23 protein-coding genes are annotated in these 23,902 nt (G+C 63.2%); 11 read left to right on the top strand and 12 right to left on the bottom strand.

Translation table 11 applies throughout. The annotated features are described in order from the left end of the window. Positions 1-74: 74 nt before the first annotated feature. Both FHT79_RS28760 and FHT79_RS28755 read left to right on the top strand, forming a co-directional pair. Positions 75-1,244, top strand: a complete 1,170-nt coding sequence (locus FHT79_RS28760; RefSeq protein WP_025570172.1) for an AI-2E family transporter — start codon at positions 75-77, stop codon at positions 1,242-1,244. A gap of 18 nt (positions 1,245-1,262) precedes the next feature. Beyond that, positions 1,263-2,555 carry an FAD-dependent oxidoreductase gene (locus FHT79_RS28755; RefSeq protein ID WP_183904592.1) on the top strand — a complete coding sequence of 431 codons (1,293 nt, stop codon included), beginning with the start codon at positions 1,263-1,265 and terminating at the stop codon, positions 2,553-2,555. Positions 2,556-2,608: 53 nt separating this feature from the next. Here the strand turns inward: FHT79_RS28755 and FHT79_RS28750 are convergent, their stop codons facing one another. Together FHT79_RS28750 and FHT79_RS28745 are read right to left on the bottom strand one after the other, a co-directional pair. Further along, on the bottom strand, positions 2,609-3,421 hold the full coding sequence (locus FHT79_RS28750; protein WP_025570169.1) for a polysaccharide deacetylase family protein: 813 nt from the start codon (positions 3,419-3,421) through the stop codon (positions 2,609-2,611). 102 nt (positions 3,422-3,523) lie between these two features. After that, positions 3,524-3,913, bottom strand: coding sequence for a DUF930 domain-containing protein (locus FHT79_RS28745; RefSeq protein WP_025570167.1), 390 nt, complete (start codon positions 3,911-3,913; stop codon positions 3,524-3,526). 253 nt (positions 3,914-4,166) lie between these two features. Between FHT79_RS28745 and FHT79_RS28740 the strand changes: the two genes are divergently transcribed. Next, positions 4,167-6,275 (top strand): S9 family peptidase, encoded by a 2,109-nt coding sequence (locus FHT79_RS28740; protein ID WP_025570166.1) that lies wholly within the window; start codon positions 4,167-4,169, stop codon positions 6,273-6,275. Positions 6,276-6,313: 38 nt separating this feature from the next. Further along, entirely contained in the window at positions 6,314-6,838 is a 525-nt protein-coding gene (locus FHT79_RS28735; RefSeq protein ID WP_025570165.1) for a DUF1697 domain-containing protein, read from the top strand. Between the two features lie 14 nt (positions 6,839-6,852). Here FHT79_RS28735 and FHT79_RS28730 read toward each other — a convergent pair whose 3' ends face one another. Beyond that, positions 6,853-7,521 (bottom strand): TetR/AcrR family transcriptional regulator, encoded by a 669-nt coding sequence (locus tag FHT79_RS28730; RefSeq protein ID WP_025570163.1) that lies wholly within the window; start codon positions 7,519-7,521, stop codon positions 6,853-6,855. A 229-nt stretch (positions 7,522-7,750) separates the two neighbouring features. On the opposite strand from FHT79_RS28730, the gene FHT79_RS28725 reads away from it, so the two are divergent. Both FHT79_RS28725 and FHT79_RS28720 read left to right on the top strand, forming a co-directional pair. Then, positions 7,751-8,698: a homocysteine S-methyltransferase family protein gene (locus FHT79_RS28725; protein ID WP_025570161.1), complete on the top strand. Its 948-nt coding sequence runs from the start codon at positions 7,751-7,753 to the stop codon at positions 8,696-8,698. Positions 8,699-8,719: 21 nt separating this feature from the next. Continuing rightward, positions 8,720-8,962 (top strand): hypothetical protein, encoded by a 243-nt coding sequence (locus FHT79_RS28720; protein ID WP_025570160.1) that lies wholly within the window; start codon positions 8,720-8,722, stop codon positions 8,960-8,962. Between the two features lie 17 nt (positions 8,963-8,979). Here FHT79_RS28720 and FHT79_RS28715 read toward each other — a convergent pair whose 3' ends face one another. Next, complete coding sequence (locus tag FHT79_RS28715) at positions 8,980-10,431, bottom strand: MFS transporter (protein ID WP_025570158.1); 1,452 nt, start codon at positions 10,429-10,431, stop codon at positions 8,980-8,982. Positions 10,432-10,679: 248 nt separating this feature from the next. Here FHT79_RS28715 and FHT79_RS28710 point away from each other — a divergent pair, with 248 nt between their 5' ends. Together FHT79_RS28710 and FHT79_RS28705 are read left to right on the top strand one after the other, a co-directional pair. Then, entirely contained in the window at positions 10,680-12,182 is a 1,503-nt protein-coding gene (locus tag FHT79_RS28710; RefSeq protein WP_025570157.1) for a protein adenylyltransferase SelO, read from the top strand. A gap of 177 nt (positions 12,183-12,359) precedes the next feature. Beyond that, on the top strand, positions 12,360-14,699 hold the full coding sequence (locus tag FHT79_RS28705) for a glucose/quinate/shikimate family membrane-bound PQQ-dependent dehydrogenase (RefSeq protein ID WP_025570155.1): 2,340 nt from the start codon (positions 12,360-12,362) through the stop codon (positions 14,697-14,699). A gap of 369 nt (positions 14,700-15,068) precedes the next feature. Here FHT79_RS28705 and bla read toward each other — a convergent pair whose 3' ends face one another. The 3 genes from bla to dmeR form a co-directional block, all read right to left on the bottom strand. Continuing rightward, a complete protein-coding gene (gene bla / locus FHT79_RS28700; protein ID WP_183904591.1) occupies positions 15,069-15,989 on the bottom strand; it encodes a class A beta-lactamase in 921 nt (306 codons plus the stop codon). 107 nt (positions 15,990-16,096) lie between these two features. Then, positions 16,097-17,107, bottom strand: coding sequence for a CDF family Co(II)/Ni(II) efflux transporter DmeF (dmeF, locus tag FHT79_RS28695; RefSeq protein WP_025570152.1), 1,011 nt, complete (start codon positions 17,105-17,107; stop codon positions 16,097-16,099). Between the two features lie 22 nt (positions 17,108-17,129). Next, a complete protein-coding gene (dmeR, locus tag FHT79_RS28690; RefSeq protein WP_025570150.1) occupies positions 17,130-17,402 on the bottom strand; it encodes a Ni(II)/Co(II)-sensing transcriptional repressor DmeR in 273 nt (90 codons plus the stop codon). A 356-nt stretch (positions 17,403-17,758) separates the two neighbouring features. Between dmeR and FHT79_RS28685 the strand changes: the two genes are divergently transcribed. After that, the gene (locus FHT79_RS28685; protein WP_025570147.1) at positions 17,759-18,253 is read left to right on the top strand and encodes a GNAT family N-acetyltransferase; all 495 of its coding nucleotides are present in this window, start codon (positions 17,759-17,761) and stop codon (positions 18,251-18,253) included. Between the two features lie 188 nt (positions 18,254-18,441). Beyond that, a complete protein-coding gene (locus FHT79_RS28680; RefSeq protein ID WP_025570145.1) occupies positions 18,442-19,071 on the top strand; it encodes a glutathione S-transferase in 630 nt (209 codons plus the stop codon). 73 nt (positions 19,072-19,144) lie between these two features. Here FHT79_RS28680 and FHT79_RS28675 read toward each other — a convergent pair whose 3' ends face one another. The 4 genes from FHT79_RS28675 to FHT79_RS28660 form a co-directional block, all read right to left on the bottom strand. Continuing rightward, the gene (locus FHT79_RS28675) at positions 19,145-19,384 is read right to left on the bottom strand and encodes a hypothetical protein (protein ID WP_047614263.1); all 240 of its coding nucleotides are present in this window, start codon (positions 19,382-19,384) and stop codon (positions 19,145-19,147) included. A 133-nt stretch (positions 19,385-19,517) separates the two neighbouring features. After that, a complete protein-coding gene (locus FHT79_RS28670; RefSeq protein WP_025570141.1) occupies positions 19,518-20,432 on the bottom strand; it encodes a cytochrome c in 915 nt (304 codons plus the stop codon). Between the two features lie 135 nt (positions 20,433-20,567). Beyond that, a complete protein-coding gene (locus FHT79_RS28665) occupies positions 20,568-21,008 on the bottom strand; it encodes a cytochrome c (protein ID WP_025570139.1) in 441 nt (146 codons plus the stop codon). A 131-nt stretch (positions 21,009-21,139) separates the two neighbouring features. Then, a complete protein-coding gene (locus FHT79_RS28660; RefSeq protein WP_025570137.1) occupies positions 21,140-21,775 on the bottom strand; it encodes a LysE family translocator in 636 nt (211 codons plus the stop codon). A gap of 130 nt (positions 21,776-21,905) precedes the next feature. On the opposite strand from FHT79_RS28660, the gene FHT79_RS28655 reads away from it, so the two are divergent. Then, positions 21,906-22,598 (top strand): YafY family protein, encoded by a 693-nt coding sequence (locus tag FHT79_RS28655; RefSeq protein ID WP_025570135.1) that lies wholly within the window; start codon positions 21,906-21,908, stop codon positions 22,596-22,598. A 320-nt stretch (positions 22,599-22,918) separates the two neighbouring features. On the opposite strand, the gene FHT79_RS28650 is transcribed toward FHT79_RS28655, so the two are convergent. Continuing rightward, complete coding sequence (locus tag FHT79_RS28650) at positions 22,919-23,764, bottom strand: metallophosphoesterase (protein WP_025570133.1); 846 nt, start codon at positions 23,762-23,764, stop codon at positions 22,919-22,921. Positions 23,765-23,902 lie beyond the last annotated feature (138 nt).

The following is a 23,902-nucleotide window of genomic DNA, read 5'->3' as shown; positions in this document are numbered from 1 at the left end:
AGTCCCGTCACGGAACCGGAACCCTGTCAGCGCGTTTCCGTGAGGAAGCAATGGGGCTTCGGGGACCTCACCGAATGGGCATCGCCAATGGCATCCGCAAACAAGCAAAGAAGATCGCAATCGGCGAACGCCACACCAGCGCCTGGGCACAGTCGCTGAAGGAAGCCGCGGAAGAGCTGCCGCCGCCGCCGCCGCTGCACCGTCTGGAAAAGGACGGGCTCGATGTCACCATGGCCTGGGCGATCATCGGCATCTTCGGCATTCTCTTCCTTGCCGCCGTCTACCTGATGTCGCTCATCCTCATTCCGATCACGCTCGCCGTCGTCGTCGGCATGATCCTCGGCATGGCGGCGGAAAAGCTCAGCAAGATGGGCGTGCCGCGGCTTGCCAACGCCTTCATGCTGTCAAGCGGCGTGGCGCTGGTGATCTTCCTGCTTATCAACTCGCTCGCCGACCCGCTGATGACGTTTGCCAATGAAGGCCCGGCCTTCGCCGAGCGAACCATCAACCGCGTCATGCCTTATCTCGAGCGCATCAGATGGCTGCATATTACGCCAGCGACATTCGAAAGCGGGTCGATGTCGATCGGTGCACTGCTCGAAAATACCGGCAACGTGCTGCATGTGGTGACGAGCAGCCTGACGCCGGCGCTGGTGCAGGGGATGATATTCTTTGCGGCGCTGCTGTTCTTCCTCGCTGGTCGGGTCAACCTACGCAAAACGATCATCATGACCTTCCGCACCCGCACGCAACGGCTGGCAGCCATCCGCGTCATCAACGCCGTCGAGCAGGTGCTCGGCTTCTATTTCGCGACGGCCTCGCTGATCTATGTCGGGCTCGGCGTCGTCATGACCGTTATCGCCTATGCCGGCGGGCTGTCTGCCCCGGTGCTCTGGGGCTTCTTCGCCTTCCTCTCGAGCTTCATCCCTTACCTTGGCATCACGCTGATGACGCTTGCCGTCGCGGTCGCCGGCATCCTCACCCATGATGGCTTTCTCATCGGCCTGATGCCGGCCGCGGCCTTCTTCACGGTGCATCTCCTCATGGAGAACCTGATCTTTCCCGCAGTGATGGGGCGGCGGTTGGAAATCAATCCCTTCGTCGTTTTTCTCGCCATCCTGTTCTGGACATGGATGTGGGGGGCCGTCGGCGCCATGCTGGCGCTGCCGCTGTCGCTGATTGTCATGACTGTTATCGACGAACTGCTGATCGAGGAAAAACCGCAGCCGCAATTGCCGAAATGATCAACCGGGGGGACGTTCGTGGCAGCTGATCTCGATCTTGCCGAATCCGATCACGACCAGATGGTCAGCGGCCGTTCTCTCTGGGGGAAAAGCGGCATACGACCGGAATGGCGGCCGATCGCGCAGAGCTTTTCCACCGACGTCGCGGTGATCGGCGGCGGCATCACCGGCGCATTGGTTGCCGAACATCTGACGGCGCGCGGTTTTTCCGTTGTTGTCATCGACCGGGAGCAGCCCGGTTTCGGCAGCACCGCGGCGAGCACGGCGATGCTGCAATGGGAAATCGACAGCACGCTCACCGAGCTCGAGGATTATTATGGCTTCGAGCGCGCGGCCGGCATCTACCGCCGCAGCGGTGCCGCGGTGGCCGGCCTTTCCAAGCTGATCGCCGCCAATGGGATTGCCTGCGGCTTCCGGCCGCGCAACACGCTCTATCTCGCCGCCAATCAGGAAGGCGCACGCAATCTCCTGGAGGAGCGCCAGCTTCGCCGCCGGGCCGGCCTGCCCGGCGTCTATCTCGAACATCCCGATCTCTTCACCCAATTCGAACTCGATCGGGATGGCGCGATCTATTCGCCGGGCTCGGCGGAATGCGATCCGTTGCTTCTCACCTGGGCGCTGCTGGAGATGGCGATACGGCGCGGCGCGCGGCTGGTCAACGCTTCCGTGACGGCACTTCACAGCGAAGGCGATCACGTCACGACGGAGACGGATGGAGGCCATCTGATCGGGACGCGGCATGTCGTGCTGGCGACCGGCTATTCGATGCCGGGCCTCGACATGTCGAAGCTGCATCGGTCGAGTTCGAGCTGGGCGCTCGCCACCGTGCCGCAGGACCCGGCACATTTCTGGCGCGACAGGGCGCTGATCTGGGAGGACAGCCACCCCTATCTCTACATGCGGACGACCGCGGACAATCGCATCGTCGCCGGCGGCGAGGATGACGAGACGATCGACGCGCAGACGCGCGACCGCAAGCTGCCGGCCAAGATCACGGCGATCCGGGAGAAGATGAAGCGGCTGTGGCCGAAGGCGGATACGCGGGTGGAACACGCCTGGAGCGGCACCTTCGGTGAGACGGTCGACGGCCTGCCGCTGATCGGCCCGGTGCCGGAGACGCCGCATGTGTTCGCCGCCTATGGCTACGGCGGCAACGGCATCACCTTTTCCTATCTCGCCGCGCAGATGATCGGCGCGATGCTGGCCGGCATGCAACGGGATTGGTTCGAGGATTTCGCGCTCGACAGGGACGGACCGGGTTTGCGTCGCTTTGGAGAGGATGTGGTGCGGTTGGGCAAGGAGCTGAGGTAAGGTCTCACTGTCATGGCGTGGGGCACCCCCACGGCATACCTTCAGCCGCAAAATCACTCCGTCGTCTTGTCGTCGCCGGTGTCCTCGACGTCCTCGAGGCGGACGAACTCGGTCCCCTTGGCCTTGAGATCGACCAACGCCTTGGCCACCCCCTCACCCGCCGCATGGGTCGGCTGGTTGACGTGGGAGATGACGACATCGCCATCCCTGGCCGAGGCGATGCGCTTTTCGGTGATCGCGGCTCCCAGCAGCGAGCCGCCGTCGCCGTTCACCGAATAACCGGCAATGCGATAACCCATGGCGCGGATCTCGCCGATGGCGGAAAGATCGTATTTGGCGGTCGAGCCGCGGAACCAGTGCGGCGCCGGAATGCCGGCTGCGACCATGGCGGCAGCGCCGCCTTCAACTTCCTGCCGCACCGCCTGCGGTGATCCGGCGGAAGCGATGCCATAGATCAGCGTCGGCGTGTCGACGGCCGGAATATGGTTCTCGCCATGGTTTTCGAGTTCGAAGAGATCGGGATTCTGCAGGAACACGGCGACGGCAGCGGGATTGCGCTTCAGCCAGCGGGCGGTGACGAAGATCGTCGCCGGGATGCGTTCCCGCACCAGCGTCGACAGGATGCGCTCGTCCGCCTGGCCCATGCAGGCATCAAAGGTCAGCGCAATGCGGGCGTGGCCGGCAATATTGGAGCGGGCGATATGCAGATGCGGCTCGACGAGCTTTGGCGCCGGCGCCTTCGGGGCCGGGCTGATTGCGGCCGAGGCCGGTCCAACGGCGGCAGGCAGCGTTGGCGGCACTTCATCCGCCAATGCCGCGGACATGTTGGCCAGTAGGAACGCCGAAGCGAGCAGGATGCGGTTCATATTGTGGATTTCTACGATTCGATCCGGCAGTTCTAACGGTTGGGTTTGCCCGGCGCCATGTGGCCGGATGTCACCGCACCCGTTTGGGCGGACGGAGCCGCATCAATCGTAAAGATAATACTTGTCCCACTTCTCGCGCGGCACCTTCTCGCCGATCTCGTAGTTGAGCTCGCGCACGTTGATATGCTGCGGACCGGTGATGCAATTGTAGGAGAGATGATACCAGTCGCCCTTGCTGCGGAAGACCGCGCCCGGCGCCTGCAGCGAATTGTCGCCGGGGATGGGGTCCTTGAACGTATAGGCGATGACCTTGTCGGGCTTGAAGCCGGTGCTGTCCTTGTTGATGCGGCTCATCGCCTCGGTGTCGCAGCTCTGTTCCAGCCGGGTCGAGGGATCGAGTTTTTCCAGCTGCTTCTTGATGGCGGGATCGACGGCGAAGGCGGGGGCAGCAAGGCTTGCGAGGGATACAAACAGGAGCAGACGTTTCGGCATTGTGGAGAAAATCCCTTACTGTTGTCCATTCTTCACCCTGCCACCGACGGCTTGCCGGAGGCTTGGCACGTGCAAATTTCGCGCAACGAGAGCGGACTTTCTTAAATATTGTGGTGACATCAAGGCAAGGCGGACAGAGCGCCCTTCTTGCCTGTGGAAGGGCACCTCGACCCTTGGCGCATCCTTGCCGCTTGATCCGGGACCGGTGCGCCTCTATCTCTTGCCAACCCGACATTCCCACCGGAGCCATTCCTTGTCCGTTTTCAAAAGCCTGCCGACACCGCCTGCCGCACCGAAGAAGCCGATCTCCGATACGCGCCACGGCATTACCCGCACGGACGATTATGCCTGGCTGCGCGCCGACAACTGGCAGGCGATGTTCAAGGATCCGTCGATCCTCGACCCCGAGATCCGCCGGCATCTGGAAGCCGAAAACGCCTATATGAACACGGCGATGGAAGACACCAAGCCGCTGCAGAAGGTGCTGTTTTCCGAAATGCGCGGCCGCATCAAGGAGGACGACAGCTCGGTGCCGATGAAGGACGGCGCCTATGCCTACGGCACCTTTTATGTCACCGGCGGCGAACAGCCGCGCTATTTCCGCATCGCCCGCGACGGCAATGTCGCCGACGAAACGATCCGCACCGTGCTGCTCGACGGCGACAAGGAGGCCGCCGGCAAGGCCTATTTCCGCCTCGCCGGTCTCGACCATACGAGCGACCACAGCCGCGGCATCTGGGGCTATGACGACAAGGGCTCGGAATTCTTCACGCTGCAGGTCCGCGATCTCGCAACCGGCGAGGACCTTGCCGACCGGATCGAGAATACCGGCGGCGGCGGCGTCTGGGCGCCCGACGGCAAGAGCTTCTTCTATTCGGCGCTGGACGAGAACCACCGGCCGTCGAAGGTATTCCACCACATTCTCGGCCAGCCGCAGTCGGAAGACCGGCTGGTCTATGAAGAGCCGGATGCCGGCTTCTTCATGGGCGTCGGCGGCTCGCTGCTCGACGATTTCATCTATATCGACATTCACGACCACGAGACCAGCGAATACCGGCTGCTGTCGACCAAGGACCTGACCGCCGAGCCGAAGCTTGTGGCGGCGCGCGAGGAAGGCATCGAATATTCGCTGACCGAGGGCGGCGACGTCTTCTACATCCTGACCAATGACGGCGGCGCCAAGGATTTCAAGATCATGGAAGCGCCGGTTGATAAGCCGGGCAAGGAAAACTGGCGCGAAGTGGTGCCGCACAAGCCCGGCACGCTTGTTATCAGCCACATGGCCTATGCCCGCCATCTCCTCTGGCTGGAGCGCAAGGACGGGCTGCCGCAGATCATGATCCGCGACCGGGCGACCGGCGAGGAGCATGCGATCGCCTTTGCCGAGGAAGCCTATTCGCTGGGGCTGCAGGGTGCAGCCGAATACGACACGGATATCATCCGCTTCTCCTATTCCTCGATGACGACACCGTCGCAGCTCTACGACTACAACATGGTGACGCGCGAACGCACGCTGTTGAAGACGCAGGAGGTGCCGTCCGGCCACAATCCCGACGACTACATCACCCGCCGCGTCTTCGCCCCGGCCTGGGATGGCGAGAAGGTGCCGGTCACCCTGCTCTATCGCCGGGATACCCCCCTCGACGGCACGGCACCCTGCCTTCTCTACGGCTACGGCGCCTACGGCATCACCATTCCGGCCGGCTTCAACACCAATTGCCTGTCGCTCGCCGACCGCGGCTTCGTCTATGCCATCGCCCATATCCGCGGCGGCAAGGACAAGGGGTTCGCCTGGTACGAAGACGGCAAGATGGACAAGAAGACGAACACCTTCAAGGACTTCGTCGCCGCAGCCGATTATCTGAATCAACAGAAGTTCACCTCTTACACGAAGATCATCGCCGAGGGCGGATCGGCCGGCGGCATGCTGATGGGCGCAGTTGCCAATATGGCGCCGGAGAAGTTCGCCGGCATCATTGCCGCCGTTCCCTTCGTCGACGTGCTCAACACCATGCTGGACGATACGCTGCCGCTCACCCCGCCCGAGTGGCCGGAATGGGGCAACCCGATCGACAGCAAGGAAGAATACGAGCAGATCGCCTCCTACTCGCCCTATGACAATGTCGGTGCGAAAGCCTACCCGCCGGTTCTGGCGCTCGGCGGCCTGACGGACCCGCGCGTCACCTATTGGGAGCCGGCCAAATGGGTGGCGAAGCTGCGCGATAAGACGACCGGCGACGCGCCGATCCTGCTCAAGACGAATATGGACGCCGGCCATGGCGGCGCTTCGGGCCGCTTCCAGCGGCTGGAAGAGATCGCCTTCGAGTATGCGTTTGCGATCAAGGTTGCGGGGAAGATGTAAGGGTTGGGTGGGGCGTCACAGAGGCCAGGGAGAGAGAAATGCCCGTCTATGTCGCCCTACTCCGCGCCGTCAATGTCGGCGGCACCAGCTCTCTGCCGATGGCCGAACTGAAGGCAGTCTGCGAAGGCCTCGGCTTTACCGAGGTGAAGACCTACATCCAGAGCGGCAACGTGCTTTTCCGCTCGGATGAGACGGAAAAGACGGTGGAGGAGTGGCTCGACGAAGCGCTCGGCAAAAAGATGGGCAAGCAGCCAGGCGTGATGGTGCGCAGCCGCAAAGAACTCGACAAGATCGCTGCCGACGCCCCCTTTCCCGAGGCCAAGCCGAACTTCCTGCTCGTCCACTTCCTGCCCGAAAAGGCACCCGGTGATGCGCTGGAAAAGATGGTGGCGCCCGATGGCGAGGAGGCCAAGCTCGCCGGCCGGGAAATCTATGTGCATTATCCCAATGGATCCGGCCGCTCGAAGCTGAAACTGCCGGCGCTGAAGCCGGCAACCTCGCGCAATCTCAATACCGTGCGGAAGCTCGCCGAATTGGCAGCGGCGCTGGAAGGCAAGGACTGAGGGGCCCCAAAAAGTCAGTGCGGTTCTGCGCTTCCAAGAAAAGTTGAACCGCCCGACGCCCTCGGCATTTCCACCACCGGCAGAAAGAGCATCTTCACGAAGGTGCGCAGCATCAGCACCTGTTCGGCCAGCGTGTTCGGCTCCTTCAGCGTCTTCGACAGGACGATGCCGCCTTCCAGGACGGAGGACACCATGTCGGCGAGCTGGTCGACATTGACGGGTTCGCGCGGCGGATAGATGGCCATGATCTCCCGCAGCATGCGGCCGAAACGGCGCCGCCAGGCAAGCACCGCATTCCGGTTGGTCTCCTGTATCTCGCGGTCGAACAGCCGCTCGTAGTAGCAGACGGTCGCCACGAGGCAGCCGGGATGGCCGTTCGGCAGGTCGGAGAGCAGTTCGGACAGCAGTTTGAGACCGAGCAGGAAGGATTGCAGCGGATCGTCGACCAGATCGCGCGCGCGGCTGAAGATCTCATCGTAGATGCGCTCGTCATTTTCGATGTAGCGGTTGAGCAGCGCCTTGGCGAGCTCGTTCTTGTCCCGGAAATGATAGAAGAAGCCGCTCTTGGTGATGCCGGTCTCGGCGATCAGCTCCTCGATGGAGGTGCCGCCGAAACCCTTCTGCAAGACCGCCGCTTCGGCCACATCGAGGATGCGGGTCCGCGTTTCCTCGCCCTTTCGCATGTCCCCTCCTGCCCTGGCTCCTGTACCGGCGGTACGGTTTTCAGCGCCGCATATTCAGATCTGCCATCGCCCCGGCAGCATCGACCGAAGCAAGCAATTGATATCCATCGGCAAAAACCAAAACCGTCTGGAGTATACCTCAAGTCGCCTAGTTTGGCAGCCGAATAAGCGTCAGAACATCATTCATCGACAGCAGCCGTTTCTGGCGCTGCGAGGGAGAGACTTCACAATGGTAAAGTACAGAAACGGTTTGCCGCAACTCAAAGGCGGCACCTTCATTACCGATGGCGGCATGGAAACGACGTTGATCTTTCACGAAGGGATCGAACTTCCGCATTTTGCCGCCTTCATATTGCTGGCTTCCGAAGAGGGGCGGCAGCGCATGCGGAATTACTATCGCCGCTACCTCGATATCGCACGGCGCCACGGCACAGGCTTCGTGCTCGACACTGCCACATGGCGGGCCAATCCGGACTGGGGGCAGAAGCTCGGCTATACCAGCGAAGCCTTGAAGGCGGTCAACGAGGAGGCCGTCGACCTGCTCGTCGGCTTGCGCAGCGCCTATGAGCGGCCGGAGCAGCAGATCGTCATCAGCGGCGCGATCGGCCCGCGCGGTGACGGTTATAAGGCGGGCATCATGGATGCGGCCGAGGCGGAGGACTACCACGCCTTCCAGATCGCGGCTTTCGCCGGCACGGAGGCCGATATGGTCAGCGCTTTTACGCTGACCAATATCGACGAGGCGATCGGCGTGGCGCGGGCGGCACAGGCGCTCGGCATGCCCTCGGCCATCTCCTTCACGCTGGAGACGGATGGCCGGCTGGTGACGGGCCGCAGCATTCAGGACGCCATCGAGACGACGGATGCGGCCACCGGCGGGGCGCCGGCCTATTACATGATCAACTGCGCGCATCCGACGCATTTCGAAGCCGCGCTCGATCCCGAAAGCGCCTGGGTGAAGCGCATTTCCGGCATCCGCGCCAATGCCTCGACCATGAGCCACGAGCAGCTGGACAATAGCGAGACGCTGGATGCCGGCGATCCCGCAGATCTCGGCCGCCGCTACCGCAAACTGCTCGGCCGCATGCCCGCGGTGCGCGTGCTCGGCGGCTGCTGCGGCACCGACCACCGCCATGTTGCAGCGATCTGCGAGGCATGCCTGCCGCAGGCGGCGTGACGACCTGAGAGGGAGGAGAGAATGACGATTGGATGGGCGATGATGGGAGTGGTGACACGGGAGCACGGCTGGCACGATCTGTGGCTTGCGATCACGGGACGGCACAGGCGCCCCGAGCCTGAGGCGGCCGTGGAGGTGGCGCTGCGCGATAGCGATCTCGCCTTCGGCGGCTTCGACGGCCAGGTGACCTATGGGCTTGAGGCGGACTGGCGCGAGGGCCGGTCCTCGCGACGCAGGCGGCTGCGGGCGCCGGTCGGCTTCTGACGAAGGGAAAGCCGGCGTCAGCCTTTGGCGGCGCCTTTCGACGGTTTGGCCTTGTAGCCGCTGATCTCCTCGCCGGCGGTCGGGGAGAAGCGCAGGTTCCAGAAGGTCGCGGTGATCGAGATGATCGTGACGACGACGAATGCGGCCGAAAAATCGCCGAGAGCAGGCGTTTCGGCGCCTGACAGGGCCATGGAGCCGTGCAGCGCCAAGGCGCCGATGCAGATGCCGAGCGACAGCATCAGCTGCTGGAAGGTGGTGTAGAAGCTGGTGGCCGAGCTCATCCGCTCCTTGTCGATCTCGTCATAGGCAATGGTGTTATAGGCGGTGAACTGGAACGACAGGAAGAAGGCGCTGAGCACCAGGACGACGAAGATCAGCGGCATCGGCCAGTCCGGCCGGAAGGCGGCGCAGAGGCCATAGCCAATCGTGCCGAAGATGCCGTTGAGGACGAGGCTGCGGCGGAAGCCCAGCCGGCTGAAGACGAACTTCGCCATCGGCTTCATGGCGAGCGCGCCGATCGCGGTGGCGATGACGATCTGGCCGGCCGCGGCGGCAGACAGGCCGAAGCCGATCTGGAAAAGCAGCGGCAGCAGGAAGGGCTGCGCCCCTTGCGTGATGCGCGTCAACGAACCGGCGATGACTGACGTGCCGAAACTCGGGACCTTCATCAGCGAGAAATCCATGATCGGCGACGGGTGCTTGCGGGCATGCTTGAGATAGGCGATGCCGAAGATGAGGCCAAGGGCGATCAGGAAGATCGAGAAGGCGCCCTCGCCTTCATGGCTCGACATTTCGAAGCCGAAGAGCAGCGAGCCGAGCGAGATTCCGGAGAGGATGAAGCCGATTGTATCGAAGGGACCGCTGGCCTTGCCCTTCACCTCGTCAATGTAGATCGAGACGAAGATCATGCCGATGATGCCGACCGGCACGTTGATATAGAAGATCCAGCGCCAGTCGAGATAGGTGACGATGAAGCCGCCGAGCGGCGGACCGATGATCGGGCCGATCAGCGCCGGCACGAGCAGCCATGACATGGCGCTGACCATATCCTTGCGGTCGACGCTGCGCATCAGCACCAGGCGCCCGACCGGCATCATCATCGCGCCACCCATGCCCTGCAGCAGCCGCGCCAGCACCAGGAAGGACAGCGTCGGCGCGAGCGCACAAAGGATGGAGCCGGCGACGAAGACGGCGATGGCGGCGCGGAAGACGGTGCGCGAGCCGAAACTGTCGGCCATCCGGCCGCTTGCCGGAATGAAGATCGCCAGGCTCAGGAGATAGGAGGTGAGTGCGATCGACATGGCCGGCGCGCTGACGGCGAAATCGCGCGCCATGGTGGGCAGCGCCGTCGCCAGTACGGTCGCATCGATATTTTCCATCAGCATCGCACTCGCGACAATCATCGCGATCACCCGGAAATTGGGCGCGGCGCGCCGAACCATCGGCGCCTGGTAAATCTGATCCGACATCGTCCGGAATCACTCGCGGTGGCGCGGCGGAGCACACGAAGCAGCTGGGCCGCGGAGATGACATGGCGCAAGGCCAAGGGGAGACGATTTGCTATACGCCGGCGATCATGGCGGCGCTATGTCCTTTATGGCAAAGCTGCTTTGACGAGAGGTAAAGGCAGATCACGATTCCTTGCATTCGTCCGCTCTTCGTGAAGGTCTTCATCTCCCGGCTTGCGCGGCATGCATCCCAGCCCTACCTATGAGTGATGACCTCCGCCCTGCAGACAAACCGGCCCGGTGCGGCCTTTCCGTTCGACAACAGCTATGTCGGCTTGCCTCAGCACTTCTTTGCGCCGCAGGCGCCGACGCCGGTGGCGGAGCCCTGGCTGATCAAGCTGAACGAGCCGCTCGCCGCCGAGCTCGGGCTTGACGTCGAGGCCCTGCGCCGCGACGGTGCGGCGATCTTTTCCGGCAATCTCCTGCCCGAAGGGGCCGAACCGCTGGCCATGGCCTATGCCGGGCATCAGTTCGGCGGCTTCTCGCCGCAGCTCGGCGACGGGCGGGCGATCCTTCTCGGCGAGGTGATCGACCGCAACGGCAAGCGCTATGACATCCAGCTGAAGGGTGCGGGCCCGACGCCTTTTTCGCGTCGCGGCGACGGCCGGGCGGCAATCGGGCCGGTGCTCAGGGAATATATCATCAGCGAGGCGATGTTTGCGCTCGACATACCCGCCACGCGGGCGCTGGCGGCGGTGACGACAGGCGAGCCGGTCTATCGCGAAGAGGTGCTGCCGGGGGCGGTCTTCACCCGCGTCGCAGCCAGCCATATCCGTGTCGGCACCTTCCAGTATTTCGCGGCCAGGGGCGACACCGACGGCGTGCGGGCGCTGGCCGACTATGTGATCGACCGGCATTATCCGGCGCTGAAAGAGGCCGAGAACCCCTATCTCGCGCTTTTCGATGCGGTCTCCGAGCGCCAGGCGGCGTTGATCGCCCGCTGGCTGCATGTCGGATTTATCCATGGCGTGATGAATACCGACAATATGACCGTCTCCGGCGAGACCATCGATTTCGGCCCCTGCGCCTTCATGGATACCTATGACCCGGCGACCGTCTTCTCGTCGATCGACCAGCACGGGCGTTATGCCTATGCCAACCAGCCGGGCATCGGCCAATGGAACCTCGCAAGGCTCGGCGAGACACTGCTGTCGCTGATCGACGCCAATCCCGACAGCGCCGTCGACAAGGCGAATGTGGTGATCAAGAATTATGGCGAACGGTTCCAGGCGCATTGGCTGGCCGGCATGCGAGAGAAGATCGGCCTTGCCGGGCAAGAGGACGGCGATCTCGAACTGGTGCAGGCACTGCTGTCGCTGATGCAGACGCAGGCCGCCGATTTCACCCTGACCTTCCGGCGGCTGTCGGATCTTGCCGGCGATGACGCGGCAGAGCCGGGTTTTGCGGCGAGTTTCCGCGAACCGGAGGCCTGCGGCGCCTGGCTTGCGCAGTGGCGCGAGCGGCTGTCGCGCGATCCGCAGACGGCCACCGTGCGCGCCATTGCCATGCGCAGCGTCAATCCGGCCTTCATTCCACGCAATCACCGGGTCGAGCAGGCGATCGAGGCCGCGGTCGAGAACGGCGATTTCTCGCTGTTCGAGGCGCTGCTGACCGTGCTTTCAAAACCCTATGAGGATCAGCCGGGCTTTGCCGCCTATCGGGCACCGCCGAAGCCGGATGAACGGGTGCTCGCGACCTTCTGCGGGACGTAACAGGCGTCGTCATCTCCTCACAACCAGCATCAAGCCCAGTTCAGGGTATCCAAAACCTGACGACAGCCTGCGGCAATTGTGGCCGTTGAAAGGCATCTCCTTCGCGCTATCTGGCTGATCGGCGGGACTTTTCCGCCGATCCCTCACCCGGCGAACCTCAGCGGGAGATACAGCCTTATGGCGATCGTCATCACCTCCATCTTCTTCATCATCATCGGGCTGGCCCTCGGCGGCGGCGGGCTGTGGCTCGTCACGCTCGGCGGCAGCGTCTTCTATCTGTTCGCCGGGCTGATGTTCCTGATCACCGCCGGGCTGCTGCTGATGCGCAAGGCGGTGGCGCTCTGGGTCTATGCGGTGCTTGTTGTCACCGCGCTCGGCTGGGCGGTGTGGGAGGTCGGTTTCGACTGGTGGCAGTTGGGTCCGCGCGGCGGAATGATCATCCTGCTCGGGCTCTGGCTGCTGACGCCCTGGATCCGCCGGCCGCTCGGCCTTCGCAGCCCGACCGGCTTCACTTACGGCGCCAATCCCTGGCCGCTCGCCATACCCGTCATCCTCGCCATCCTCGTCGCCCTCTATTCGATGACCACAGATCCGCATGATCTCGCCGGCGATCTGCCGACCGATAAGGTCGCCGCCAGCCCCGCCTCCGGCGGCAGCGTGCCGGACGGCGAATGGCATCAATACGGCCGCACGCCCTTCGGCCAGCGCTATTCGCCACTCGACCAGATCACCGCCGAAAACGTCTCCACCCTCAAGGAGGTGTGGCGATACCAGACCGGCGACGTCAAGCGGCCGGAGGATGTCGGCGAGACCACCTATCAGGTGACGCCGCTCAAGGTGAAGGACACGCTCTATCTCTGCACGCCGCATAATTGGGCGATCGCTCTCGACGCCAAGACCGGCAAGGAGAAATGGAAGTACGACGCCAACTCCGGCATGAACCCCGACCGGCAGCATCAGACTTGCCGCGGCGTTACCTATTATGCCGATCCCGCCGTTGCCGCCGGCCAGCCCTGCGCCGAGCGCGTCTATCTACCGACATCGGACGCCCGGCTGATCGCGCTCGATGCGGCGGACGGGAAGATCTGCACCAGCTTTGCCGATCAGGGCGTGCTGCATCTGGAAGCCGGCATGCGCTACAACCCGGCCGGCTATTATTATTCCACCTCGCCGCCGGTCGCGGTGGCGGGCAAGATCATCATCGGCGGGGCGGTCAACGACAACTACTCCACGCAGGAGCAGTCCGGCGTCATCCGCGCCTTCGACATCAATACCGGCGCGCTCATCTGGAACTGGGATTCCGGCAATCCCGACGTGACGACGCCGCTCGCCAACGGGCAGACCTATACCACCAATTCGCCGAACAGCTGGTCGGTCTTCAGCGTCGACGAGGCGCTCGGCATGGTCTACCTCCCGCTCGGCAACCAGGTGCCTGATCAGCTTGGCATCAACCGCAGCGACAATGTCGAGAAATTCTCCTCCTCGATCGTCGCGCTCGATATCGCCACCGGCCAGCTGCGCTGGGTGCGCCAGACCGTGCATCACGACCTCTGGGACATGGACGTGCCGGCACAGCCCGTTCTGATCGATCTGACGAAGCAGGACGGCACGACCGTTCCCGCCCTGGTCGGCCCGACCAAGCAGGGCGATATCTATGTGCTCGACCGGCGGACCGGCGAGCCGATCGTTCCGGTCAAGGAAATCCCGGCGCCGGGCGGCGCCGTGGCCGGCGATCATACCTCGCCGACGCAACCGATCTCGGATCTCACCTTCTCACCCGAGCCGCTTCAGGAAAAGGACATGTGGGGCGTGTCGCTGTTCGACCAGCTCGCCTGCCGCATCGACTTCCACCGTTATCGCTACGAGGGCCGCTACACCCCGCCTTCGCTCGTCGGCACGATCGTCTATCCCGGCAATTTCGGCACCTTCAACTGGGGCTCGGTGGCCGTGGATCCGGAGCGGCAGATCATGTTCGGCATGCCGACCTATCTCGCCTTCACCTCGCGCCTGGTGCCGGCGGCCGACATTCCGCCGAGGGGCCAGGACGAGAAGGGCAGCGAACAGGGACTCAACCGCAATGACGGCGCGCCCTACGGCGTCTTCATGGGTCCCTTCCTCGGGCTGCTCAAAATCCCCTGCCAGGCGCCGCCCTGGGGCTATGTCGCCGGCGTCGACCTGCGCACAGGCAAGATCGCCTATATGCACAAGAACGGCACCGTGCACGACATGACGCCCTTACCCCTGCCCTTCAAGGTGGGCGTGCCGGGCATCGGCGGGCCGATACTGACCAAGGGCGGCGTCGCCTTCCTCGGGGCTGCGGTCGACAACTATCTGCGCGCTTACGACGTGACGAGTGGGCGGCAGCTCTGGCAGGGACGGCTTCCCGCCGGCGGCCAGGCGACGCCGATGACCTATATGGCTGATGACAACAAACAATATGTCGTCATGGTCGCCGGCGGCCACGGCTCGGTCGGCACGAAGCCCGGCGACTACGTGATCGCCTATACGCTGCCTTGATCCGGAAATTCATGCCGGACGATCAGCGCGCCGGATCGAAAAGGAAATCGCCGAGCAGATCAAGAGCGAAATGGCCGGCATGAGGACGACGGCACCGAGACGGCAGGCGACGTTTCCGGCGCCTGAGCGGGAGCATTTCGAATTGCTCGTGTTTGAGAAAGACCCCTCCGCAACCCCTCCCCACAAGGGGGAGGGACTAACCCGCTGCGGGATCCAGCCACCAAAATACGCCGCCACATGCTGCGCCGTCAGGAATGAAATGCAACGGGCGCCGCACGGTAGCCCATCCCCCTTGTGGGGAGGGGTTGGGGAGGGGTTTTCCGGCGAGAACCGGACAGCTGTCGATTATGCCCTTCGCATTTTCCCGATTCACACCATCTCGACGATCATGCGGCCGACTTCGGCGAAGACCGGGTTGAGTTCCGTCACCGGTGCGGTCGCCTCGGCGATATAGACGGCGGCGACGATCGGGCCGCGATCCGGGGGCCAGATGACGGCGATATCGCCGAGAGTGCCGTTCGGGCCGGTGCCGGTCTTGTCACCGACCTTCCAATCCTGGGGCAGACCGGCCCGCAGCCGTTCCTTGCCTGTGGTGCTGGCCACCAGCCAGGCGATCAGCCGGTCGCAGGAAGCCTCGGCAAGCACCGAGCCGAGCGTCAGATTGCCGAGCGTGTCGAGCATCGCCTCCGGGGTCGTCGTGTCGCGTGGATCGCCCTTCCTGCCCTCGTTCAGCGTCGGTTCGGTGCGGTCGAGACGCGTGGTGCCATCGCCGATCGAGCGCAGCCAATCGGTCAGTCCTGCCGGCCCGCCAAAACTTTCGAGCAGCAGGTTGCCGGCGGTATTGTCGCTGACGGTCACCGCCGCCTCGCAGAGTTCAGCAACGGTCATGCCGTCGGTGCCCGCATGTTTTTCGCTGAGCGGCGAATAGTCGATGAGTTTGTCCTTGCCATAAGTCACCCGTCGGTCGAGCTTCTCCTCGCCCTTGTCGACACGGGCCAGCACGAAACCTGCTGCCAGCGCCTTGAAGGTGCTACACATCGGAAAGGCCTCGCTGCCGCGATAGCCGAAGGAGATGCTCGTTTCAGTGTCGAGCACCGAAACGCCGAGACGGCCGCCGGTGCGTTTTTCGAGCGCAGCAAGGCGGTGCTGGATGTCGTCGTCGCCCTTCTCGGTATTCTCCTCCTTGGTCCCCTCCTCGGCATTGGCGGGAAGCACCAGCGCGGGCAGGCCCATCGCGGGCAGGCAAAGGCCCGAGCCGAGCAGCATGCGGCGGGTCAAACTGAGATCCATGAAATCCTCCGGCGGGTGGGAGGACAGAGCTAAGGAGCGATTGCGGCGACTTGTCGTCAACGCGGCGACCTCTTCGCCCGCCGAGCGACCTCTATCGTCCGCACTGGTCACGCGGCGCGGGTGACCTCGACCGTCACATGGGACAATTCCTCCAGGCCCGAAAGCCTGCCCTTGTAGAAGGCCGGGTCGCGCGGCTGCGAGGTGAGGACGGCGACGATCGCGGCATGATGGCCGGGACCGACCTGCCAGACATGCAGATCGGTGATCCGATCGTCCTCCGTCTCGATGGCGCCGCGGATTTCGGCCGGCAGCGTCTCGCCTTCGGGGACGACGTCGAGAAGCACGCCGCCCGAGGATTTCATCAGGCTCCAGGACCAGTTGGCGATGACCAGCCCGCCGACGATGCCCATGATGGGATCGAGCCAGAGCCAGCCGTAAAGGCTGCCGAGCGTCAGCGCCGCGATGGCGAGCACCGAGGTCAGGGCATCGGCGATCACATGCAGATAGGCGGCGCGGATATTGTTGTCGCCGGTCTTTGCGGTGTGGGCGTGGTCGCCATGTCCATGGCGCCCGTGATCGCCATGTCCGTGGTGGCCGTGAGCGTGATGATGGTGGCCATGGTGCGCATGCTGGCCATGCCCGGCATGGCCGCCGCCAGCGAGCAGCCAGGCGCTGGCGAGGTTGACGGCAAGGCCGATGACCGCGACGGCAATCGCCTGGGCAAAGCCGATCGGCACGGGGTTAGAAAGGCGCAGCAGGCTTTCGCAGGCCATCAGCAGGGCAATCAGGGCAAGGACGATGGCGCTGGCAAAGCCGGCGAGATCGCCGAGCTTGCCGGTGCCGAAGGTGAAGCGCGGATTGCGCGCCTGCCGACGGGCGAAGAGATAGGCGAGCGCCGAAATCAGCAGCGCACTGGCATGGGTCGACATGTGCCAGCCGTCGGCAACAAGGGCCATGGAGCCGTAGACGGTGCCGGCGGCGATTTCCGCCACCATCATCACCGCCGTCAGTGCGATCACCAGCCAGATGCGCCGCTCATTGCGCGTGTGATCGGCGCCGAGGAAGACATGGTCGTGTTCCAGGGCGTCCATTCCAGCCTTGTCGATTCCGGCACGCATTACAGCTCCTTCTTCACGGCATTCAGCGAATATAGATTCTCAAGACTTCCGATATTTCCTCGACCGCCTCGGCCCTCGCCGCATCATTGGCGGCATTCAGCACATGTTCGCGCAAGTGGTCGTCGAGCACCTCGCCGGTCAACCCGGTCAGCGCGCCACGGATCGAGGCGAGCAGCTGCAGAATTTCGCCGCAAGGGCGCTCAGCCTCGAGCGCACGCTCGACCGCCTCCATCTGCCCTTTCAGGCGGCTGATGCGGGCGACGAGCTTCTTTTTCTGCAGGGTGGTGTGGGACATGGTGGGTTCTCATATAGCATAGGGGGGTATAGTATCAAGCCGAAAGCCAGGGCTCAATGCCGATGATGTCGTTCAGCACCGCTCCTTCTCGCGACATTCGATGCGATCATGGCCGCGCGAGCCCCTCACAGCATTTTCTAATGAAAGCGAATACGCGGCTTAATCCGCCATTGACAAAGGCCGCGTTTCCGACGATCTATGGCCCATGATCAAAAACGCGCACCAGAGCCGCTCGTATTTTTGGCTGTACCTGTAAAGGGCGGCCGGACAAGATCATATTGTCAACAAGCCGCCGTCAGGCGGCTTTGTTGTATCGGCAGCGTCCTGACGGCAGAATATCAAAGGACGCGAAGACCATGACCGAAATCGAAGACAGCGAAATTTCACTGATGCGCCCATCGGTGGTAACGATCCGCGCCGCCAAGCCGCGCGACCTGCCCGAGCTCAACGAGATGATCGCCCTGCTCGCCGCCCATCATGGCGATGCGGCTGCGACAACGCCGGAGCAGCTGGAGCGCGACCTCTTCGGTCCGCTGCCCTGGATCCATGCGCTCGTGGCCGAGACCGCCGAAGGGCTGATCGGATACGCCATTCTGGTGCCGCTCTACAGGGCGCAGGAAGGCAAGCGCGGCATGGACCTGCACCATCTGTTCGTTCGCGACGGCCATCGCGGTCACGGCACCGGCCAGTTGCTCGTCGACCGGGCGCGCGAAACCGCCCGCAAAGCCGGCTGCGGCTACCTCTCCGTCAGTGCTGCGACCGGAAACGTGCTGGCGCACCGCTTCTACGAACAGCTGGATTTCACCCCGCGTCCGGTAACCGGCATGCGCTACATGCAGTCGATCGCCTGAAGCGCGTCGGGCATGGTGCGAGCGGTGTTGCGATAACGGGATGCATTAACAAAAAGCCCTAAAGCGCGACGAACGAATCTGAAAGATTGCGACGCGCTTCAAGGCTGGCAGGCACGAGGCGCCCGCCGGGTTTGTGCAGGAACTGGTTTCAGCCTACCGACAATTATCGAATTGCATGAGGAGCTTTCATGCCAGATTTCAAGCTACATTGCTTTGCTCTCTCGGGGAACTGTTACAAGGTCGCGCTCTTCTTCGCACTTGCCGGCATCGAGTGGGAGAGCACTTTCGTTGACTATCTGGGCGGCGAAACGCGCACCGAAGAATGGCGAAAGACCATAAACGAGCAGGGCGAAGCCCCTGTGCTCGAACATGGGCAAACGAAGATCAGCCAATCGGGGATCATCCTTGACTATTTGTCGGAGGTGACTGGGCACTTCGGGGCGCAGACAGCCGAAGAACGACGAGACATCATGCGTTGGATTCTTTTCGATAACCACAAATTCACGAGCTATTACGCGACGTTGAGGTTCATGTATGGCCTGCAGAAGTGCGGCGAGACGCCAGTCGTCGAGTTTTTAAGACTGAGGGCTAAAGCTGCCTACGCAATCGTCGACGAACATCTGGCGCGTCGGGCCTTCGTGGTCGGCGACCGGCTGACGATCGCAGACCTCTCTTTGGCGGGCTACGTCTTCATGCCGGAGGAAACCGGGATCGATCACAGCGCCTTTCCGGCTATCGCAGCCTGGAAAGATCGGATCAGAAACATGGCTGGCTGGCGCCATCCCTATGATCTCATGCCGGGTCCCACCTCCCTGTAGACAGAGCATCGGATCCTCCGAAGGCGCCAAGCAACCAAGTGAACGCGCGAAAGCCCTCGCCCGGTTGGCACCGTTATTTCCACTGCGTCCCGTCAGCGGCGGCGCAGCCGTATGGCGGCAGGGAGCCGGCAAAGGTGATTTTCAGCTTGGCGCAGCCCCAGCTGTTGATCGGGCCGGGCATGGCATTGTTGAGCGTGATGCCGATTTCATCATAGGGGCTGTCGGTGTTGGTAATATAGCGATACCAGCGGAAACCGGTGAAAATCACGACCGCAAGTGCGATCGTCAGCAGCAGGCGAAGCAATCTTTTCATGATATGTCCTTGAAATACAAACGTCGCCGTTTAGCACCGACATATCGAAGCGGAAAGCGCTGCCGCCGCCGGGCAAAGCGATATCCCGTGGAAAGATATTATCAACTGCAGGCCGCAGTGACTTCGCCCCCCACTAACGCCCCGGCACGGCCTTCAGATAGGCGGCGATTGCCTCACGGTCGGCGGCCGGGAGATGGGCGATGTTCTGCTGCACTTCGACCATCGAGCCGCCGACGGAATCGAAATCGGGCGTGAAGCCGGTTTCGAGATAGCTGGCGATATCGGCCTCGCTCCAGCCGCCGATGCTCTTGGAGGCCGGCGTGATATCGGGTATGCGGCCCTTGCCTTCCGGATTGGGAGCGCCGGCAAGCCATTGATCCGCCGTAAAGCCGCCGAGCGCATCGCGCGGCGTATGGCATTCGCCGCAATGGCCGGGACCTTCGACGAGATATTGCCCGCGCTTGATCTTGTCGTCGCTCTTTGCCAGCGCCACGCGCGGCTGGTCGTTGAAATAGAGGAATTTCCAGCCGCCGAGCGCAAGCCGGATATTGAAGGGGAACGGCAGCTCATGCGGCGGCGCGACGTTTGCGCTCTTCGGCAGGGTTTTCAGGAAGGCGTAGAGATCGTTGACGTCCTTGTCGCTCATCCGGGAATAGGAGGCATAGGGAAAGGATGGGTAGAGATGCTGACCGCCCGGGCCGACGCCGCGCTTCATCGCATTGCCGAACTCGGCAAGCGTCCAGCCGCCGATACCGGCCTTTTCATCGGGTGAGATGTTCGGCACGTGGAAGGTTCCGAAAGGGCTCTTCAGCGCCAGGCCGCCTGACAGTGTCAGCTTGGCATCACCTTCGGAACCGGGTGCGGCATGACAGCTGACGCAGCCGCCCGCCCAGAAGACCATCTCACCGTTTGCCGTATCAGGCGCGCCGAGATTGGCCCAATGGCTTTCCGGCAGCGGATCGGGTGCGGTGACGAGATAGAAGGCGCCTCCGCCGAGGACGGCGACGCCGATCAGACAGAGCAATAACCGGATGAACCTGCGGACCATGCGCCGCCTCCCCTTTTGCCGAGATTTCCGCGTCGATCGATCCCCCGATCGATCTGCGCAGGCGGAGAATAAGGCGATCCGCGCCGGCGACAAGGCCGGCGCGGATCCTGTATCCAGATGAAGATGGCCTATCGCTCACTTGCTGAGGCGATAGGCCTTGTGACAGCCGCCGCAATTGGCGCCGAGCGTGTTCATCGTGGCGCCGACGGCCGCAGGATCGGCCGGAAGCTGAGCCAACGCGGTTTCAGCGTCGCTGGAGAGCTTGGCGGCGCGCGCCTTGAAGTCGTCCATGTTTTCCCAGATTTTCGGGCTCGCGCCTTCGTCATTCGTGTCCGTGCCCGGCTTGAACTGGTCGGGGAAGACCTTGGCAGTTGCGGCGATCGTCGTCAGCGCCGCCTTCACGGCCTCGGCGTCATAGGGCTTGGTGCCCTTGGCGATGGCTGCCAAGGCCCCGGCCGAACCGCCGATCTGCTTCATCAACGCAACGCGCGAATCATGAGTGCCGTCGGCGGCGGTCACCGAACCGGCGGCCATGCCGGCCATCGCCAGGGCCGCAGCTACTGCTTTCCAATTCATATTCCTCTCCGTTTCTCCTCGGCCAGGGTGGCCGAAGGCCAATCTGCACCGGGAGCATGCCAAAATCCATGCGTCCGGGCAGTCACGTTTTGCCGGATCATCATAAAAACAATGTGATAGGCCGCAGCGGCTCAAGCGCTTTTCCACCCCTGCCAGAGGCTGAAGGCGGAGACCGCAACCAGCAGCAGTCCGGCGAAGCGGCCGACAAGGGCCGTGACGTCAGGGTTGGCGACGAGCAGGTCGCGGCTGCGGCCGGCCGTCATCGCCAGTGTGCCGTAGATGGCGAACTGGGTGACGACAGTCATGACGCCCATGATCAGCCCCTGTATCCAGAGCGGACCATATTCCGGTCTCAGGAACTGCGGGTAGACGGCAAACATGAAGATATAGGCCTTCGGGTTGACCAGACAGGTGACGGCCCCCTGGCGGAAGGCGCGCCAGCCGGAGCGCGCCGTTCCCGGCCCGACCGCCTCGACGGTGATCGAGCTGCGGATCAGCGAAATCCCGATCCAGATCATGTAGGCCACGCCGGCAAAGAGCAGCACGTTGAAAAGCTGGGGCAGCATGGTGACGAGCACGCCGACGCCGGCCGCGCCATAGGCCGAATGTACCGCACCCCCGGCCATGATGCCGCCGGTTGCCGCCAGCCCACGCCTGACGCCGCCGGTCAGCGAATTGGCGAGCACGAAGAGCATGTCCATGCCCGGCACGATGATGATGCCGAACAGAAGGGTGAAGAAAAGCCAGAGGTTTTCATGGTAGTTCATGTCAGTTACCGCCTTGAATTTCTGCGGGCCGTTTTCAAAGACCCTGATTGATTTCAATCTGATAGGCGGCTCTATACGGGAACCCAACTGACAGTGTACTGTCAGGAGCGTGGCGGATGGGAGAGGTTAAATGCGCAAGGCCTCGCGGCTTTTCGAGATCATTCAGATCCTCCGGCTGGCAAGAAAGCCGATAACGGCGGCTGACATGGCCGAGACGCTCGAAGTGACCGCGCGCTCGATCTATCGCGACATCGCCGCACTCCAGGCGATGCGGGTGCCGATCGAAGGCGGGCGCGGCATCGGCTACATCATGCGACCGGGCTTCGACCTGCCGCCCTTAATGTTCTCGATCGAGGAGATGGAGGCGATCGTGCTGTCGCTGGCGCTGCTCGACCGGACGGCGGACGAGGAACTGAAACAGGCGGCGCGCCGGGTCAACCGGAAGATTTCAGGCGCGGTGCCCGCCCCGCTGCGCCAGGCGATGGACAACAAGGCGCTCTATGCCTGGGGCTCGATCGCGCAGCCGGCCGGCTTGGACCTGGCGATCGTGCGCCGGGCGATCCGCGACGAACGCAAGCTGATGCTCGGCTACCGCGACGAACTCGGCCGCGCCAGCGAAAGGACGATCCGGCCGGTCGCACTGATCTATTATTCGCAGACCGCCAATATCGTCGCCTGGTGCGAACTGCGCCAGGCGATCCGCAATTTCCGCAGTGACCGGGTGGAGCACTGCGAGGAGGCCGATGGCTTCTTCAAGGGTGAAGGCGATGGACTGCGGGAATTGTGGACGAGCGGCTGGACGGAGAAGGCTGTTCCTGCCTGAGGCGCGGCGTTTGAGGTACGAGCAGGCGTCAGTGTCACCTAACATTCCGGCCATGAGGTTGGCGAGACCAGCCCCTCATCCGCCTGCCGGCACCTCTGCTTGGATCGAGCCACGTGTCTCGACCCATCCTCCGGCCCCCCGCAGGCGGGGCGAAGGGGATATGCCGCGACCTCTCCGTCCCCGCCAGCCTCTCGCATGGCACGTCCCCTCGCCCCGTTTTTAAGGGGGTCCGAAGGACGGGGCGAGACGAGTGGCTCGACCCCGGTAAGGTTATAGGGTGAGGGGCAGCTGCTCGCGTGAATCAAACAGTAGCGAGCAACCTAATAAGCCAGCGTGCGGCTCTCTTCCCGGCCGAAGCCGCGGATTTCGAGGCGGTCGGGATGGACCTCGACGATCGCGAAAGCGTTTTTGGTCTCGGTGTCGACCACGCCCTTGAAATTGACGAAGTGGCAGGCGCCGGCCATGCCGTAATTGCCGACATGGTCGTGGCCGTTGAGATAGGCAATGACATTGCTGCGTGAGGCGAGCAGCGCGACGATGCGTTCGCTGTCCCACATGCCATGCTCGCTCGGCGGATGCACCGGATAGTGATTCATGACGATTACCTTCTCGCCGGCCGCGGCCGCTTTTGCGATTTCATCGCCGAGCCAGGCAAACTGCTCGTCGCTCAGCGCGGCATTCCAGCGATGGGCATTCGCCGCGCCCTTGGCCTGCAGCTCCGCCAGCATCTCGGCGGCCAACGCGCGATGAGGATGGCCTTCGGGCGGCGCGAAGATACTGACCTCGTTGCCGTCGAGCACGATGAAGCGCCAGCCGTGGCGCAAGAAGCTGTGATAGGGCGACGGCATGCCGAGACGCGCGGCAACTTCGGAGAGATGCCCCGCCGAAACCGAGAAATCATGATTGCCGAGCAGGAAGAGCGCCTCATGCCGGAGCTTCCGATAGACCGGCAGGATATCGTCGAAGCTTGAAAAGCTGCGGTCGATGACATCGCCGAGCGTCATGACGAAGCTCAGTTCCTCACCGTTGAATGTCTCGATCGCCTCGGCGACCTTGGCGAGGCTGTTGGCATAGTGGCGATCCATGGCCATATGCGGCGCGATCGCCGCATATTGCGGATCGGCGATGATGCCGAAGCGGAACAGGGGAGAATCGGAAGACGACATGGGGGCGTGATTAGGAGCGGTCGGTGACAGGGATGTGACGGCTTTGTGTGAAAACAAAACACCCGGCGCCTGAGACGCCGGGTGCTGAATTCTAAGAGGCGGGCGACATCGCCACCATGGCGGCGAGTCCGGTGCCGC

The sequence above is a fragment of the Rhizobium sp. BK212 genome (genome assembly GCF_014197475.1).
Classification (GTDB): Bacteria; Pseudomonadota; Alphaproteobacteria; order Rhizobiales; family Rhizobiaceae; genus Rhizobium; species Rhizobium anhuiense.
The sequence above is the reverse complement of the archived record's forward strand: the minus strand, read 5'-3'. Positions and strand labels throughout refer to the sequence as shown.